Source organism: Streptomyces umbrinus (genome assembly GCF_030817415.1).
Taxonomy (GTDB): Bacteria; Actinomycetota; Actinomycetes; order Streptomycetales; family Streptomycetaceae; genus Streptomyces; species Streptomyces umbrinus_A.
Map to the genome: position 1 here is coordinate 8,410,872 of NZ_JAUSZI010000002.1, position 13,839 is coordinate 8,424,710.

Consider the following 13,839-nt stretch of genomic DNA (forward strand, 5'->3'; position numbering starts at 1 on the left):
GTGCCGGGTCGGCGGCTCAGTGGCGGCCGCTGAGGCTCTTCTCGATGACGAGCTGTGCCTCGACGCGGTCCTTGGCGCGGCGGCGGTCCTCCAGGACGGAGGTCCAGGCGTTGCGGCGGGCGGTGCGCTGGCCGCTGCTCAGGAGCAGTGACTCGACGGCACGGAGTGCATCGCCGAACGACGGAATCGGTGTGGCGCGAACGGGCGCGGTCTGCATGGTGGAGGTCCCCCCTCGGGATGGCGGCTCTGGCTAGGGCTCTACGTGGCGTAAGACCAGGGTCACTGAATGGTGTTACCAGGGCGTGACCGACCGGTCAAACGCCAATGAAGCCTTGATGCGCGGGCCGAAAACACTGACGCGGCCCTGATGGGGTCCCCATCTGCGGGGACGGTCAGGACCGCGTCGTATTGGCCACTACCGGTGGGTAGTTGCTTGTGCTCGGATTCACACGCCGAGGGTGGCACTGCGTGCCATCTCCCAGGTCGCGCAACGTGTCGCGCGACCCCCTCTCGCCTCGTCTCAGACGGCCTGCGAGGCGACGTACGAGCCCCGCTTCTCGATCGCCATCTGGTACAGGCGGCCCGCGCGGTACGAGGAGCGGACCAGCGGGCCCGACATGACCCCGGAGAAGCCGATCTGGTCGGCCTCCTCCTTCAGCTCGACGAACTCGTGCGGCTTCACCCAGCGCTCCACGGGGTGGTGGCGCACGGAGGGCCGCAGGTACTGCGTGATGGTGACGAGCTCGCAGCCGGCCTCGTGGAGCTGGCGCAGGGCCTCGCTGACCTCTTCACGGGTCTCGCCCATGCCGAGGATCAGGTTCGACTTCGTGACCAGACCGTAGTCACGGGCGTCCGTGATGACCTTCAGCGAGCGCTCGTAGCGGAAGCCCGGGCGGATGCGCTTGAAGATGCGCGGGACCGTCTCCACGTTGTGCGCGAAGACCTCCGGCCGGGAGGAGAAGACCTCGGCCAGCTGCTCGGGGACCGCGTTGAAGTCGGGGGCGAGGAGCTCGACCTTGGTGGGGCCACTCTCGCGGTTCGCCGTCTGCGCGTGGATCTGGCGCACGGTCTCGGCGTACAGCCAGGCTCCGCCGTCCTCCAGGTCGTCACGGGCGACGCCCGTGATGGTCGCGTAGTTGAGGTCCATGGTGACCACGGACTCGCCCACGCGGCGCGGCTCGTCACGGTCCAGGGCCTCGGGCTTGCCCGTGTCGATCTGGCAGAAGTCGCAGCGCCTCGTGCACTGGTCGCCGCCGATGAGGAACGTGGCCTCGCGGTCTTCCCAGCACTCGTAGATGTTGGGACAGCCCGCTTCCTGGCAGACCGTGTGCAGGCCCTCGCTCTTCACGAGGTTCTGCATCTTCGTGTACTCGGGGCCCATTTTCGCCCGGGTCTTGATCCACTCGGGCTTGCGCTCGATGGGGGTCTGGGCGTTCCGGACCTCCAGGCGCAGCATCTTGCGTCCGTCGGGTGCGACTGCGGACACATCGGCTCCCTGTAGCTTCGATTCTTCGGCGTACACCAGGGTACGCCCGTTCGCTTCTCGGCCCCCGGGGTGGGCAACCTTCGGGAGCGGGGGTGCATTCCCGGGGCTTTTCCTCGCCCCCGCCGCCCTTACCCATTCCCGTCCCTGACTCAGGGGCTCCGCCCCCGAACCCCCGCTCCTCAAACGCCGGAGGGGCTGAAATACCCAGCCCGTCCGGCGTTTGAGGACGAGGCCGTTCAGGCCGATGGGGGTCTGGGGCGCAGCCCCAGGAACGGGATGGGACGGGTAGGGGCGGCGGGGGCGAAAAAAGCCCCTACACCACTACCCGCTCAACCTCCCGCGGCCTCAACTCCGCGTTCGCGAGGACATCCCGCAGGTGCCGCTCGGCCACCGGCAGGACCTCCGCGATGGTGAGGTCGCGGCCCAACTCGTGGGCGAGCGACGTGACACCGGCGTCACGGATGCCGCAGGGGATGATCTTGTCGAAGCTGGACGTGTCGGGGTTCACGTTCAGCGCGAAACCGTGCATCGTGACGCCCTTGGCGACCCGGATCCCCATGGCGCAGATCTTCCGGTCCTCACGCCGCTGCCCCGCGTTGGACGGCGCGTACTCGGGCCCGTTGAGCCGAGGATCGAACTCCTCGTCGGCCAGCCGGGGATCGAAGTCGAGGGAGAGCCCGCCGAGAGAGGGCCGTTCGGACACCGGGTCACCGAGGACCCAGACACCGGCCCGCCCCTCCACCCGGCTCGTCCCGACACCGAACTCCGCACAGACCCGGATCATCGCGTCCTCGAGGCGGCGGAGGTGGGCGACGACGTCAACAGGGCGAGGAAGTTTCTGGATCGGGTAGCCGACCAGCTGCCCCGGCCCGTGCCAGGTGATCTTGCCGCCACGGTCCACGTCGACGACGGGCGTGCCGTCGAGGGGCCGCTCACTGTCCGCCGTACGCCGGCCGGCCGTGTAGACCGGCGGATGTTCCAGGAGCAGACAGGTGTCGGGGATCTCGTCCTGGAAGCGGGCCGTGTGTACACGGCGCTGCTCGTCCCAGGCCTCCTGGTACTCGACGGCGTCCGCACCGAACCCCATGCGGACGAACCGCAACTCACTCACGGCAAGCGCCTCCCTGAAAGAGTCGTAAGGCTCATAACAGCCTCACGCCACTGTACGTCCGGTCGAACCTCGTCAGCCCTGGGGGCAATCCTCACACGATCGGATGAATGCGTGTCGAAGTGTGCGATCGGGTGCTTACGGACCGCTACATTCGCGCCGTTCACGAGGCTTTCAAGGGCTGCTCAAGGCATGGCGGCCGACCTCGCCCGGGCCTGTTCCCGCAGGCCCCCAGCCCGGAAGGCAGGAGTTCGCACCGCAGATGACGGAACGACCCGCGCAGCGCACCCCCAACCGTCAGCTCGCCGCACTAATCGCAGAAGCGGGGTTCTCCAACGCGGGGCTAGCCCGCCGAGTGGACCAGCTCGGCCTCGAACACGGGCTCGATCTCAGATACGACAAGACATCCGTGACCCGCTGGCTGCGCGGCCAGCAGCCAAGAGGCACCACACCCGCGCTGATCGCCGAGGTCTTCACCCGCCGCCTCGGCCGCCGTCTCACCGCCCAGGACCTCGGACTCGACGCGTGCGCCCCGGTGTACGCCGGGCTCGAATTCGCGGCCACCCCCGAGGAGGCCGTCGACATCGTTGGCGGTCTGTGGCGCAAGGACTCCGGCAGCCACGCGGAGCTCCGCAAGATCGCGTTCACCCCGGCGGGGCTCGTCGTGCCCAGCCGGGACTGGTTGATCGGCCGGGCCGACGACCGGGTGGGCCGCGGCGACCCCGGTGCCGTGCGGATCCCCGTACAGGGCCGCCCGGCCGTGCCCCGGCAGCGCGCGCAGACCGAACGCGGCCCCGGGCAGCGGGTCACCGCGGGCGACATCGCGGCGCTGCGCTCGGTCGGGGAACTGTTCCGCACGCTCGACAACGCGTACGGCGGAGGGCACGCCCGGCAGGCCCTCGTGCGGTACCTGGAGCACGAGCTGGAGCCGATGCTGCGCGGCACCTACGGGGAGCAGACGGGGCGCCGCCTGTTCGCCGCCGCGTCCGATCTGACCCGGCTGGCGGGCTGGACCTCGTACGACATCGCCGCGCACGGACTCGCCCAGCGGTACTTCGTCCAGGCGCTGCGGCTGTCGCAGGCGGCGGGGGACCGGGCGTACGGCTCGTACGTGCTCGTGACGATGAGTCGACAAGCCGTCTATCTGGGGCACGGCCGGGAGGCGGTGCAGCTGGCCCGGGTCGCCCAGCAGGGCGTGGGCTCGTCGGCTCCGCCCGTCGTCCAGGCGCTGCTGTACGCGGTCGAGGCGCGGGGGCACGGTGTCCTCGGCGAGGTGCGGGCGGCCACGGCCTCGCTGGTACGGGCCGAGCGGGCCCTGGAGACCGCCCGGCCCGGTGACGAAGTGCCGTACTGGGCGCGGTTCTTCGACGAGGCGCAGCTTGCGGACGAGTTCGGGCACTGCCACCGTGATCTCCAGCAGTACCGGGCGGCCGCCCAGCATGCCGAGCGGTCCCTGCAGTTGCGGGCCCCCGGGTATGCGCGCAGTCGTCTCTTCTGCCGGGTCGTCCTGGCCTCGGCGCGGCTCGGACTCGGCGAGCTGGATCAGGCCTGCCAGTTGGGTGCGGAGGCCGCGACGCAGGCTTCGGAGATGCGGTCGGTGCGGGCGGTGGAGTATGTGCGGGACTTCGAGCGGCGGCTCGAGCCGTACAAGGATGCGGCGCCGGTCAGGGGGTACCGCGACAAGGTCGCTGCGCTTGGCTGAACGGTTGCTCCACGGGCAGGGCGGTGCGGGTGGTGCCGAGGCCGCGGGCCGGTGGGGGCTGGTCGCGCAGTTCCCCGCGCCCCTTACGGGGCACGGGGATGGGGCGCGTGGATGGGGAGGAGGTCCTGCCCCGCGGCGGGACCTCCGCCCCCTGGCTCTCGCTCGCCTACGCGGCGGTCGAGGCCGTTAACGGGGTTGCCGTGGGTGCCGAGTTGACGCCCAGGTCTGTCAGGAGGGCGGTGGCCGCTCGGTGGCCCGAGTGGAGGGCGCCCTGGACCGTGCTGGTGTCGCGGTGGTCGCCGCAGACGTACAGGCCGGCGAGGAGGCGGACCGGGCGGCGGAGGTCGTGCGGGGGCGGCATCGCGGGGACCGCGTCAGGGGTGTGGTGGACCGCGAGGAGTTCCCAGCGGTGCGTGGCGGTGCCGTAGAGGGCGGCCAGGTGGGCGCGTACGGCCCGGTCCGTGTCCGCGGGCGGCGCGCCGAGGATCGTGGACGAGATCAGGGCGCGGCCGACGGGGGCGCGGGTCGGGTCGACCTGACTGATGACCGCGGTGTGGGCCACCGGGCCCCGGCGGTCCGCGTCCAGGAGCAGCGCGGGCTCCGTCAGTGGTGTTTCGTCGGCCGTGTGGTGCACCACGGTGACCTGGTGGAACGGCGGTACCCGCAGGCCCGGCAGCAGTTCGGCCGCGGCGTGGGCGTCGGTCGCCACCAGGATGGCCCGGCAACGGAGTTCGCCGTGGTCCGCCGTCGTCACGGAGGTCGTGGACACGGAGGTGACCCGTACCCCGGTGCGGACCGTCCCGGGCGGCAGGGCCGACGCCAGCAGCTCCGGCAGCGTGTCTGCGCCGCCCTCCGGGACGCACAGCCGGCCCGAGGCGAACGCGCGCAGCGCGAGGTCCGCGCACCGGCTGGACGTCGTCAGATCCGGGTCGCAGAGCAGCGCGGCCAGCAGCGGGCGCAGAAAACCCTCGACCGTACGGGCCGGCATGCCGCGGGCCGCGAGCGCGCGCCCCGCCGGCCGCTCGGGCCGGGCCAGCAGCCGTTCCACGGGGACGGACGCGATCCGTCCGAGGGCCGCCGCGAGCCGGGCCTGGTCGAGGGCGCCGCCGAGCGGCGGGAACGCCCGCGACACGGGCGGCACGGCGGCCGCCGGTATCTGCCTGACCCTGCGAGGGGGGCTCACCAGGGCGCGCGCCGCGTCGAGTGCGCCCCGTGCGCCCCCGGCGCCTGCGGGTTCGCCGGCCCGGTGGACGCGGCCGTCGGCGTGGACGAGCACGCCGGGGGCGAACGGCCGCAGGGCGAGCCTGTCCAGGACCGGGGTCAGCCGCAGCTCGGGATACGACGTGGAGAGGAGCTGGCCGATGCGGTCGAGACGGAAGCCGTCGACCTTCTCGGTCGTCATTCGGCCGCCCACGTAAGGGGCGGCCTCCAGGACTACGGTCGTTACACCTGCGCTGTTCAGCCGATGGGCGGCCGCGAGTCCGGCGACTCCGGCTCCCACGATGACGACGTCCGCCTGATACGCGGGCTCAAGCACGTGCCCCTCCCCGAGGTCGCGTGACTGCTGGGGACGTGATGCCCCCAACGGGCTTCAGGAATACCCGAGTTCGGCACGAGGGTAGGGCCGCCGACGGCCAGGGGAACTCGCGCATGAACAGGGCACGGTCGCACACGGGTCGCATGGGTCTGCGCCCCGATAGGGGCGCGGGGAACTGCGCGACCAGCCCCCACCGGCCCGCAGCTACATGACCGCAGCCGGGCGGAGCGCTACCGAACCGCCCTGATCGCCTCCTCGATCCCCGGAAACGCAAAAGTGAACCCCGACTCCAACAGCCGGGCAGGCACCACTCGTTGGCTCCCCAGAACCTCCTGCGCCATCTCCCCGAGCACAACCTTCAGCACAGGCGCGGGCACCGCGAAGACCGCGGGCCGGTGCAGCACACGCCCCATCGCGGCGGTGATCTCCCGGTTGGTGAGCGGCTCAGGAGCCGTCAGGTTGAAGGGTCCGGACAGCGACTCGGAGTCGATCAGATACCGCAGCGCGGCCACGTGGTCGTGCAGCGCGATGTAGCTCCAGTACTGCCGCCCGTTGCCCATCCGCCCGCCGAGACCCGCCTTGAAGAGCGGGAAGAGCCGCCCCCAGGCGCCGCCCTTCGCGGCCACCACCAGGCCGGTGCGCGCGAAGACGGTCCGTACGCCCGCCTCCTCCGCGGGAGCCGCCGCCTCCTCCCATTCGACGCACAGCGAGGGCAGGAACCCGATCCCGGGAGGCGCGGTCTCGTCCACGGCCCGCTCGCCGGTGTCTCCGTAGATGCCCATCGCGCTGCCGTTCAGGAAGACCTGCGGCGGCCGGTCGAGCGAGGCGACGGCCTCCGCCAGCGTTGCCGTGCCGAGCAGCCGGCTGTCCCGGATCTTCCGCTTGTACTCGTCCGTCCAGCGGTGGTCGCCGATGCCGGCGCCCGCGAGGTTCACCACAGCGTCGCAGCCGACGAGCCCCGCCGCGTCGACGTACTGCCGTTCGGGGTCCCACTCGACCTCGTCCTTCGCCCGGGGCGTACGGCGCACCAGCCGCACCACCTCGTGCCCGTCGGCGGTCAGCGAGCGCACCAGGGCGCTGCCGATGAGGCCGGACGCACCGGCCACGGCGATTCGGGAAGTCTCCATGGCCCCCATCCTCCGCCAACCACCCTGGGAGGAGCACGCCGAGGGTGTCCGGCATACCGGACGGCGTCGCGGGCGCCGGTCGTAAAGTGACGTCATGCCCGAGCCGTCCATACGCACCGCCCGGCCCGATGACGAAGAGGTGCTGGGCCGTCTCGACCGCGCGATCTGGTCCTATCTGCACGCCGTCAGACCCCAGGAACAGCCGCCGTACGATCCCTTCTTCAACGAGCGCTTCGGCCCCCGCGACCACCTGGTGGCGGAGCTGGACGGGCGCGTCATCGGCTATGTACGGCTCGGCTTCCCCACCCCGCTCGTCTCGAACGCGCACGTACGGCAGATCCAGGGCCTCGCCGTCGCCGAAGAGGCACGCGGTCACGGCGTGGGCCGGGCCCTGCTCCGCGCGGTCGTCACCGAGGCCCGCCGCCAGGGCGCCCTGCGGATCACTCTGCGCGTCCTCAGCCACAACACCCCCGCCCGCAAGCTGTACGAGTCGGAGGGCTTCGTGATCGAGGGGATCCAGCCGGGGGAGTTCTACCTCGACGGGGAGTACGTGGACGACGTACTCATGGGGCGCGGCCTCTGAGCCCGACCGGACCGCGGTCCGAGTGATCCTGTGATCCTCGGCCCGGCCCGTCCGCGGATCAGCCCTTCCGCGGCTCCGCCAGCAACCGCATCCCACCCGTCAGTTCCCGCAGACAGCGCACCGCCAGCTCCGCGGGTGAGCCCGGGCCCTCGACGTCCGCGTCCGGCTCGGCCCAGGTCTCCAGCGCGACCCGGATCGCGTCCGTGGCGGCCGCGGCGGTGAGGCGGAACTCCAGCGGGTCGGCGTCGCCCGCCAGCCGTGCCACCAGGGGGATGAGCTTGTCCTCGGACTCCTGGTTCACGCGGTACCAGACCGCGCGCAGCGCCGGGTCCTCGGCGGACGCCCGCAGCAGGCCCCGGGTCCAGCGCAGCCCCTCCGCCTTGGCCTCGTGGGGGACGGTCAGCGACGCGGTGACGGCCGACTCCAGCGCCCGGGGGAGCTCGGTGCCCGGCTCGACCGCCGCCAGCCGCTCACGCCAGTGGTCGCCGCCGATCGCGAGGAGGGGGCCGACGGCGTCCTGTTTGTTGCGAAAGTAGCGGTAGAAGGTCCGCAGCGCGACACCGGCGCGTACGGCGATCTCCTCGGCCGTGGTGCCGTCGGGGCCGCGCTCGGTGAAGAGCTCGGCGGCGGCGCGGGCGATGTCGAACTGGGTTGCCGCCTTGCGGCGCTCGGTCAGCGACGGGGTCCTGGTCGCTGCGGACGACTTGGTGCTCACGCGGGGAAGCGTACGCCCGGAGGCAGGTGGGGGCATGTTTCGCCTGGCTGGCAAAACGTGCCAACTGGCTGGTCGTCCACCTGCGCCCGACATCGTGCCGTGCCGCCCGACGCCGCGCCGGGCCCGCCCGCCCCGGGCCGTGTCGGGCCGCCCGGGGCTCAGGAGGTGACGAGGTCGCCCGTGTCCACCGCGGCTTTGGCCTTCGCCGCGCGCTGCGCGTCGGCCGCGACCTCGTCGGCGGTCAGCACGTAACCCGTCTCGTTGTCGCTCGTGGAGCGGGCGAAGACGACGCCGTAGACCTTGCCGGTGGTGGTCAGCAGGGGGCCGCCGGAGTTGCCGGGGCGGACCGTGGAGCGGATCGAGTAGATCTCGCGGGTCACCGGGTCGGAGCCGTAGATGTTCTGGCCCCTGGCGTTGATCTTGTTGGCGACGGTGGCCGCCTGGAGATCGAGGCCGCCGTCCTGCGGGTAGCCCGCGACGACGGCCGCGTCGCCTCGGGTCGCGCTGTCGTCGAAGGGCAGCACGGGTGCCTTCAGGCCCGGGACGTCGAGCACGGCCACGTCCTTCTCCGGGTCGAAGAGGACGACCCTCGCCTCGTACGCCTTGCCCGTGCCGCCCACGCGGACGGTCGGCTCGTCGATGCCCGCCACCACGTGCGCGTTGGTCATCACGTGCTCCGGCGCGTACACGAAACCGCTGCCCTCGCGGCCCTGGGTGCCGACCGCGCCCTCGACCTTCACGGTGGAGCGCTGGGCGGCCCGGGTGGCGGCCGCGGTGACGCTGTCCCCCGAGGGCTTGGCGACGCTGGCCGCCGGCTCGTTCTCGAAGGGGTTGAAGACCTGCGGGAAGCCCGCCTCCGTGAGCGCCGAGGTGGCCCGGGAGAACCAGGCCGGGGTGGCGTCCGGCATCGAGTCCTGCACCGCGCCGAGCAGCGCGGAGTTACGGATCGACGAGGTGACCACGGGCGAGGCGGACGCGCCGAGGACGCTCGCGGCGACCCACGCCACCAGCATCACGGCGACCGCGTTGGCCGCCGCGCCGCCCACGCCGTCGACCGTGCGCAAGGGGCCCCGGTCCAGTTCGCGCCGGAGCTTCACCCCCAGCCGGCCCGCCAGCTCGTGGCCCGCGGCGGCGGGCAGCAGCACTGTGAGCACCGCCGTGACCGTCGCCGTAGTGGTCCCCGGTTCCACCAGGTCCATCATCCAGGGCAGCACCCATACGCCGATCACGGCACCGCCCACGAAGCCGGCCAGGGACACACAGCCCGCGACGAGCCCGCGCCGGTAGCCGGACGCCGCATAACCGAGGATCACCAGCAGCAGCAGGATGTCGAGCAGGTCCACGGAGCTCCCTTTCTCTTGGGTCTCCTAGTACGTGCCGGGAGGGCCCAGTGATCAGGTACGCGCACGTGGAAACCGGCCATCCGGCACGCGTGCGTGGACCTGTAGAAACGTCTCGGACCGGGACGTTGGTTCCACCGGGTGGCACAGCACACATCGCGGACGGCCCGACTGTCCCGGAGAGTGGATCCCATGTGCGCCCACAGAACCCCTCCGCCACACCGCGCCCGTGGCGCGCTGCTGGTGGTTCGGGCACGGTGGCGAAGGGCGCTCCGGCGGACCGGACCCGAAGCCGACGCCGACACCGGGCCGCGTCCGTCCACCGACACCGGGCCGCGTCCGTCCACCGACACCGGGCCGCGTCCGTCGGCGGACACCGGGCCCCGTCCGTCGGCCCTGGCCCGCATACCCCGCCCCGCGCGCATCGCCCTCGCCTGTGTCCCCGGCCTGGCCGCCGTCACCGGTCTCGTGCTGTGTGCCGTGGGGGTCGACCGCACGCCGGGTGAGGCCAGACGTCCCGTCGCGGCGCGGGCCGCCGTGGGACACCAGGCCGCCCGGCCCCCCATCGTGCCGAGGGAACGCTGGCTGGCCGACGCCGCCTACACCCGGCCGCCGACCCGGTACGCCGGTCGTGTGACCGCCGTGTTCGTGCACCACACCGACTCGCCGAACGACTACGACTGCACGGACGCTCCCAAGATCATCCGCTATCTGTACGCGGGACAGGCCGGGGTCCGGCACTGGGACGACATCGGCTACAACTTCCTCGTCGACCGCTGCGGCACGATCTACGAGGGCCGGGCGGGCGGCATCGACCGCGCCGTCGTCGGCGCGCACACCCAGGGCTTCAACGTGGGCACGGCGGGCATCGCCGCGATAGGGACCTTCACCGCGGGCGTGCCGGTCCCGAAGGCCATGACCGACGCCATAGCGGCCGTCGCCGCCTGGAAACTCGGCCTCGTGGGCATCGACCCGCGAGCTCCGGTGCGGCTCGTCTCCACCAACAGCCTGAGTAAGTACCCGGCCGGCACCCGCGGGACCTTCACCGCCGTCTCCGGCCACACCGACGGCTACTGGACCGCCTGTCCGGGCGCCGCCCTGATGGCCAGGCTGCCCGAGATCAGGGAACACGCGGCCCACCTCCAGGGCAGGCGCTAGGGGCCTGGGCCCCGTCGTCCGCCTCCCGCCCGCCCGTAGCGCTCCTCGCCCCGCGACTCCCCGTAGCGCCTCACAGGTACGCCACAGGCGGCTCATGGATCACCCCGAGCCACGCCTTCTAGCGTCGAGGCACGCACTGACCGGAGGTGGGGATCATGAGCAGTCGCAAGGAGCAGCAGACCTGGGGGACTTCGCTGTGGGGACGGGCCGCACGCAGCCCGTGGACCGTGGCCTGTGTGGTGGCCGCCGTGGTGGTGGGGCCGTCCGCCGCCACCGCGTCCGCACTGGACCGGGCGAACGCGGCGCCGCCGATCGGCGCACGCAAGGACGGCTCGCCCACGGCAGCCGCCTGGCCCGCCGCCGTGGTCGCCCCCGCGCACCAGATCCGTACGGCAGGCCCGCGCGGCTCCTCCTGGTGAGAGGGGTTCTCCTGGTGAAGAGGGTTCTCCCGGTGGGACGGCCCGTCAGTCCGCGAACCGGTCCCACAGCTGCGGGAAACGCTCCGCCAGCAGTGCCTGGTTCTCCAGGTCCAGCGCGGTGCCCAGCGGCTCGGGCGGTGCGGCCGGAATACCGAGGTCGGGGGCGACCGTGCCGGTGAGCTGCTCGTACGCCTCGTCCGCCGCGTAGCCCAGCTCCTCACCGTCCCCGTCGACCTCGTCGTCGAAGTCCGTGAGGAGCTCGGCGAGCTTGTCGGGATCGTGCACGGCGGCCTCGTACACCTCGCGGCCCTGGCCGATCAGCCAGCAGCGGAAGAAGTCGAAGGCGTCGTCGCTGGCACCGTCGAGCAGGATCCAGGCCGCGCCCCACAGGTCCCACATGTACGCACGGTTGTAGCGGGCCTCGAAATGACGGGCGAAGTCCAGGACCATCTCGGGGTCCAACTGGACGAGCCGCTCCACGAGCAGGTCGGCCTGCTCCTCGGGGTCGCCCTCGGCGGCCTCGCGGGTCGCGTCCACCAGCTCCCAGAACTCCGTCTCGTCCATCACGGGACAAGCATCGGGCCTCGACCCGGCCCGCGCACCCGGGGACAGGCAGATCGTTATGCGCGCACATGCCCACGGAAAGTCCGACAGCAGATGTCGGCATTCGGCGCGATGCTCGGACCATGGAGACGACAGCACAGACCACAGCGCAGCAGTCCGCCCCACAACTGAAGGGAAAGGTCGCCCTGGTCGGGGGCGCCACACGCGGCGCCGGACGGGCCATGGCGGTGGAACTGGGCCGCGCCGGAGCCACGGTGTACGTGACGGGACGTACGACCCGCGAGCACGTCAGCGAGGTCGGCCGGACCACCGAGACCATCGAGGGGACGGCCGAACTGGTCGACGAGGCCGCGGGCGCCACCGGCCGGGGCATCGCCGTCCCGACGGACCACCTTGAGCCCGCACAGGTACGCGCCCTCGTCGACCGCATCGACCGCGAACAGGGGCGCCTCGACATCCTCGTCAACGACATGTGGGGCGGCGACGTCCTCCTCGACTGGTCGGCGGAGAAGCAGCCCGACATGTGGGACATGGACCTCGACAAGGGGCTGCGGATCATGCGCCTCGGCATCGAGTCGCACATCATCACCAGCCACGCAGCCCTGCCGCTCCTCGTCCGCAACCCCGGCGGGCTGCTCGTCGAGGTCACCGACGGCACGGAGGAGTACAACCGCCGCTACCGCAAACCGTTCTTCTACGACCTCGCCAAGACGACCCCCATCCGCATGGCCCACGACCTCGGCGAGGAGCTCAAGGAGCACGGCTGCACCGCTGTCTGCCTCACCCCGGGCTGGCTGCGCTCGGAGACGATGCTCGACACCGCCTTCAAGGTCACCGAGGAGAACTGGCGGGACGCCTGCGCGCACGTCCCGCACTTCGCGATCTCCGAGACGCCCACCTACGTCGGACGGGCCCTGGTCGCGCTCGCCGCCGACCCCGACGTGGCCCGCTGGAACGGACAGTCGCTCTCCAGCGGCGGCCTCGCCCAGGAGTACGGCTTCACGGACGTCGACGGCTCGGCGCCCGACGCGTGGCGCTACATGATCGAGGTGGAGTCACAGGGCAAGCCGGCGGATGTGACGGGCTACCGGTAGCCCGCGGCGCCGAGTCCTCACCCCTGCGTGCCGTAGTACGCCGCCGTCCTGGCCGCCGCCTCGGCGAAGCGTTCACGGAGTTCGGACGGCTCCAGGACCTCCACCTCGGGGCCGAGGGAGAGGAACTGGGTGAACGCGACGTCGTACGACTCGACCGGCAACGTGACCGTCACCCGGCCCGCGTCGTCGGGCGGGCCGGCCACGGCCAGGGCCTCCTGCGCGGAGAGCGGATCGACGGTGTGCTTCAGCCGCCGCGCGCCCGCCCCGGTGAGCCGCACCACGACCGTCGCCCGCAGGAGCGAGCGCGCGAACTGGGCCGCCCGCTCCGCCCAGAAGCCCGGCAGGTCGAACCCCTCGTCGCGGCTGAAGCGCTCGTCGCCGGACTCGACCGACGTGAACCGGTCGATGCGGTAGACACGGAAGGACCCGGGATCGGGGACGCGGGCGCAGACGTACCAGACGCCCGCCTTGAGAATGAGCCCGTACGGCTCCAACTCGCGCTCCACGCCGGTCTCCTGGCGCCGGTAGCGGGCGGTGATCCGACGGTCGTCCCACACCGCCTCCGCGACCTCGGGCAGCAGCTCGGGCGTCTTGGGCTCGGCGAACCAGGCGGGGGCGTCCAGGTGGAAACGCTGGGACGCGGTGCGGGAGGCGTCCTTGAGGGAGGGGAGGAGGGCCGCGGACACCTTGAGCCGGGCGGCGGAGGCGGCGTCCTCCAGGCCCATCTCCCGGAGCGCGCCTGGCACGCCCGAGAGGAACAGGGCCTCGGCCTCGCTCCTGGCGAGCCCGGTCAGCCGGGTCCGGTACCCGCCGATCAGCCGGTACCCGCCGGCCCGGCCGCGGTCCGCGTACACCGGGACGCCGGCCTCCGACAGGGCCTGCGCGTCCCGGGTGATCGTCCGCTCCGACACCTCCAGCTCCCGAGCGAGCTCGGCGGCGGTCATGGAGGGCCTGGCCTGAAGAAGCAGCACCATCTTGATGAGGCGAGCAGCACGCATACGTTCAT

General features: G+C 72.1%; 14 protein-coding genes. 5 read left to right on the plus strand and 9 right to left on the minus strand.

The features are described 5' to 3' along the window. Window positions 1-16: 16 nt before the first annotated feature. From QF035_RS37145 to lipB, 3 genes are all read right to left on the minus strand, one after another. Window positions 17-217 carry an SCO2195 family GlnR-regulated protein gene (locus tag QF035_RS37145; RefSeq protein WP_055611120.1) on the minus strand — a complete coding sequence of 67 codons (201 nt, stop codon included), beginning with the start codon at window positions 215-217 and terminating at the stop codon, window positions 17-19. Window positions 218-520: 303 nt separating this feature from the next. Then, window positions 521-1,486, minus strand: coding sequence for a lipoyl synthase (gene lipA / locus QF035_RS37150; protein ID WP_143631183.1), 966 nt, complete (start codon window positions 1,484-1,486; stop codon window positions 521-523). A gap of 313 nt (window positions 1,487-1,799) precedes the next feature. Further along, complete coding sequence (lipB, locus tag QF035_RS37155; RefSeq protein WP_307525270.1) at window positions 1,800-2,597, minus strand: lipoyl(octanoyl) transferase LipB; 798 nt, start codon at window positions 2,595-2,597, stop codon at window positions 1,800-1,802. Window positions 2,598-2,856: 259 nt separating this feature from the next. Between lipB and QF035_RS37160 the strand changes: the two genes are divergently transcribed. Beyond that, window positions 2,857-4,296 (plus strand): hypothetical protein, encoded by a 1,440-nt coding sequence (locus QF035_RS37160; RefSeq protein ID WP_055616296.1) that lies wholly within the window; start codon window positions 2,857-2,859, stop codon window positions 4,294-4,296. A 166-nt stretch (window positions 4,297-4,462) separates the two neighbouring features. Here QF035_RS37160 and QF035_RS37165 read toward each other — a convergent pair whose 3' ends face one another. Together QF035_RS37165 and QF035_RS37170 are read right to left on the minus strand one after the other, a co-directional pair. Further along, entirely contained in the window at window positions 4,463-5,833 is a 1,371-nt protein-coding gene (locus QF035_RS37165) for an NAD(P)/FAD-dependent oxidoreductase (protein WP_307525271.1), read from the minus strand. A 230-nt stretch (window positions 5,834-6,063) separates the two neighbouring features. Beyond that, window positions 6,064-6,960 (minus strand): TIGR01777 family oxidoreductase, encoded by an 897-nt coding sequence (locus QF035_RS37170; protein WP_307525273.1) that lies wholly within the window; start codon window positions 6,958-6,960, stop codon window positions 6,064-6,066. Window positions 6,961-7,054: 94 nt separating this feature from the next. Here QF035_RS37170 and QF035_RS37175 point away from each other — a divergent pair, with 94 nt between their 5' ends. Continuing rightward, entirely contained in the window at window positions 7,055-7,543 is a 489-nt protein-coding gene (locus QF035_RS37175; protein WP_307525275.1) for a GNAT family N-acetyltransferase, read from the plus strand. 58 nt (window positions 7,544-7,601) lie between these two features. Here QF035_RS37175 and QF035_RS37180 read toward each other — a convergent pair whose 3' ends face one another. Next, window positions 7,602-8,258, minus strand: a complete 657-nt coding sequence (locus tag QF035_RS37180; RefSeq protein ID WP_307525277.1) for a TetR family transcriptional regulator — start codon at window positions 8,256-8,258, stop codon at window positions 7,602-7,604. Between the two features lie 158 nt (window positions 8,259-8,416). Then, window positions 8,417-9,601, minus strand: a complete 1,185-nt coding sequence (locus QF035_RS37185; RefSeq protein WP_307525278.1) for a MarP family serine protease — start codon at window positions 9,599-9,601, stop codon at window positions 8,417-8,419. Between the two features lie 420 nt (window positions 9,602-10,021). Here QF035_RS37185 and QF035_RS37190 point away from each other — a divergent pair, with 420 nt between their 5' ends. Together QF035_RS37190 and QF035_RS37195 are read left to right on the plus strand one after the other, a co-directional pair. Beyond that, window positions 10,022-10,756: a peptidoglycan recognition protein family protein gene (locus tag QF035_RS37190; protein WP_444968459.1), complete on the plus strand. Its 735-nt coding sequence runs from the start codon at window positions 10,022-10,024 to the stop codon at window positions 10,754-10,756. A 155-nt stretch (window positions 10,757-10,911) separates the two neighbouring features. Further along, a complete protein-coding gene (locus tag QF035_RS37195; protein WP_307525279.1) occupies window positions 10,912-11,175 on the plus strand; it encodes a hypothetical protein in 264 nt (87 codons plus the stop codon). Window positions 11,176-11,220: 45 nt separating this feature from the next. Here the strand turns inward: QF035_RS37195 and QF035_RS37200 are convergent, their stop codons facing one another. Next, window positions 11,221-11,739: a DUF4240 domain-containing protein gene (locus tag QF035_RS37200; protein ID WP_307531723.1), complete on the minus strand. Its 519-nt coding sequence runs from the start codon at window positions 11,737-11,739 to the stop codon at window positions 11,221-11,223. Between the two features lie 122 nt (window positions 11,740-11,861). On the opposite strand from QF035_RS37200, the gene QF035_RS37205 reads away from it, so the two are divergent. After that, window positions 11,862-12,833 carry an SDR family oxidoreductase gene (locus QF035_RS37205; RefSeq protein WP_307525280.1) on the plus strand — a complete coding sequence of 324 codons (972 nt, stop codon included), beginning with the start codon at window positions 11,862-11,864 and terminating at the stop codon, window positions 12,831-12,833. A 17-nt stretch (window positions 12,834-12,850) separates the two neighbouring features. Here the strand turns inward: QF035_RS37205 and QF035_RS37210 are convergent, their stop codons facing one another. Further along, a complete protein-coding gene (locus QF035_RS37210; protein WP_307525281.1) occupies window positions 12,851-13,831 on the minus strand; it encodes a helix-turn-helix transcriptional regulator in 981 nt (326 codons plus the stop codon). Window positions 13,832-13,839: the final 8 nt, after the last annotated feature.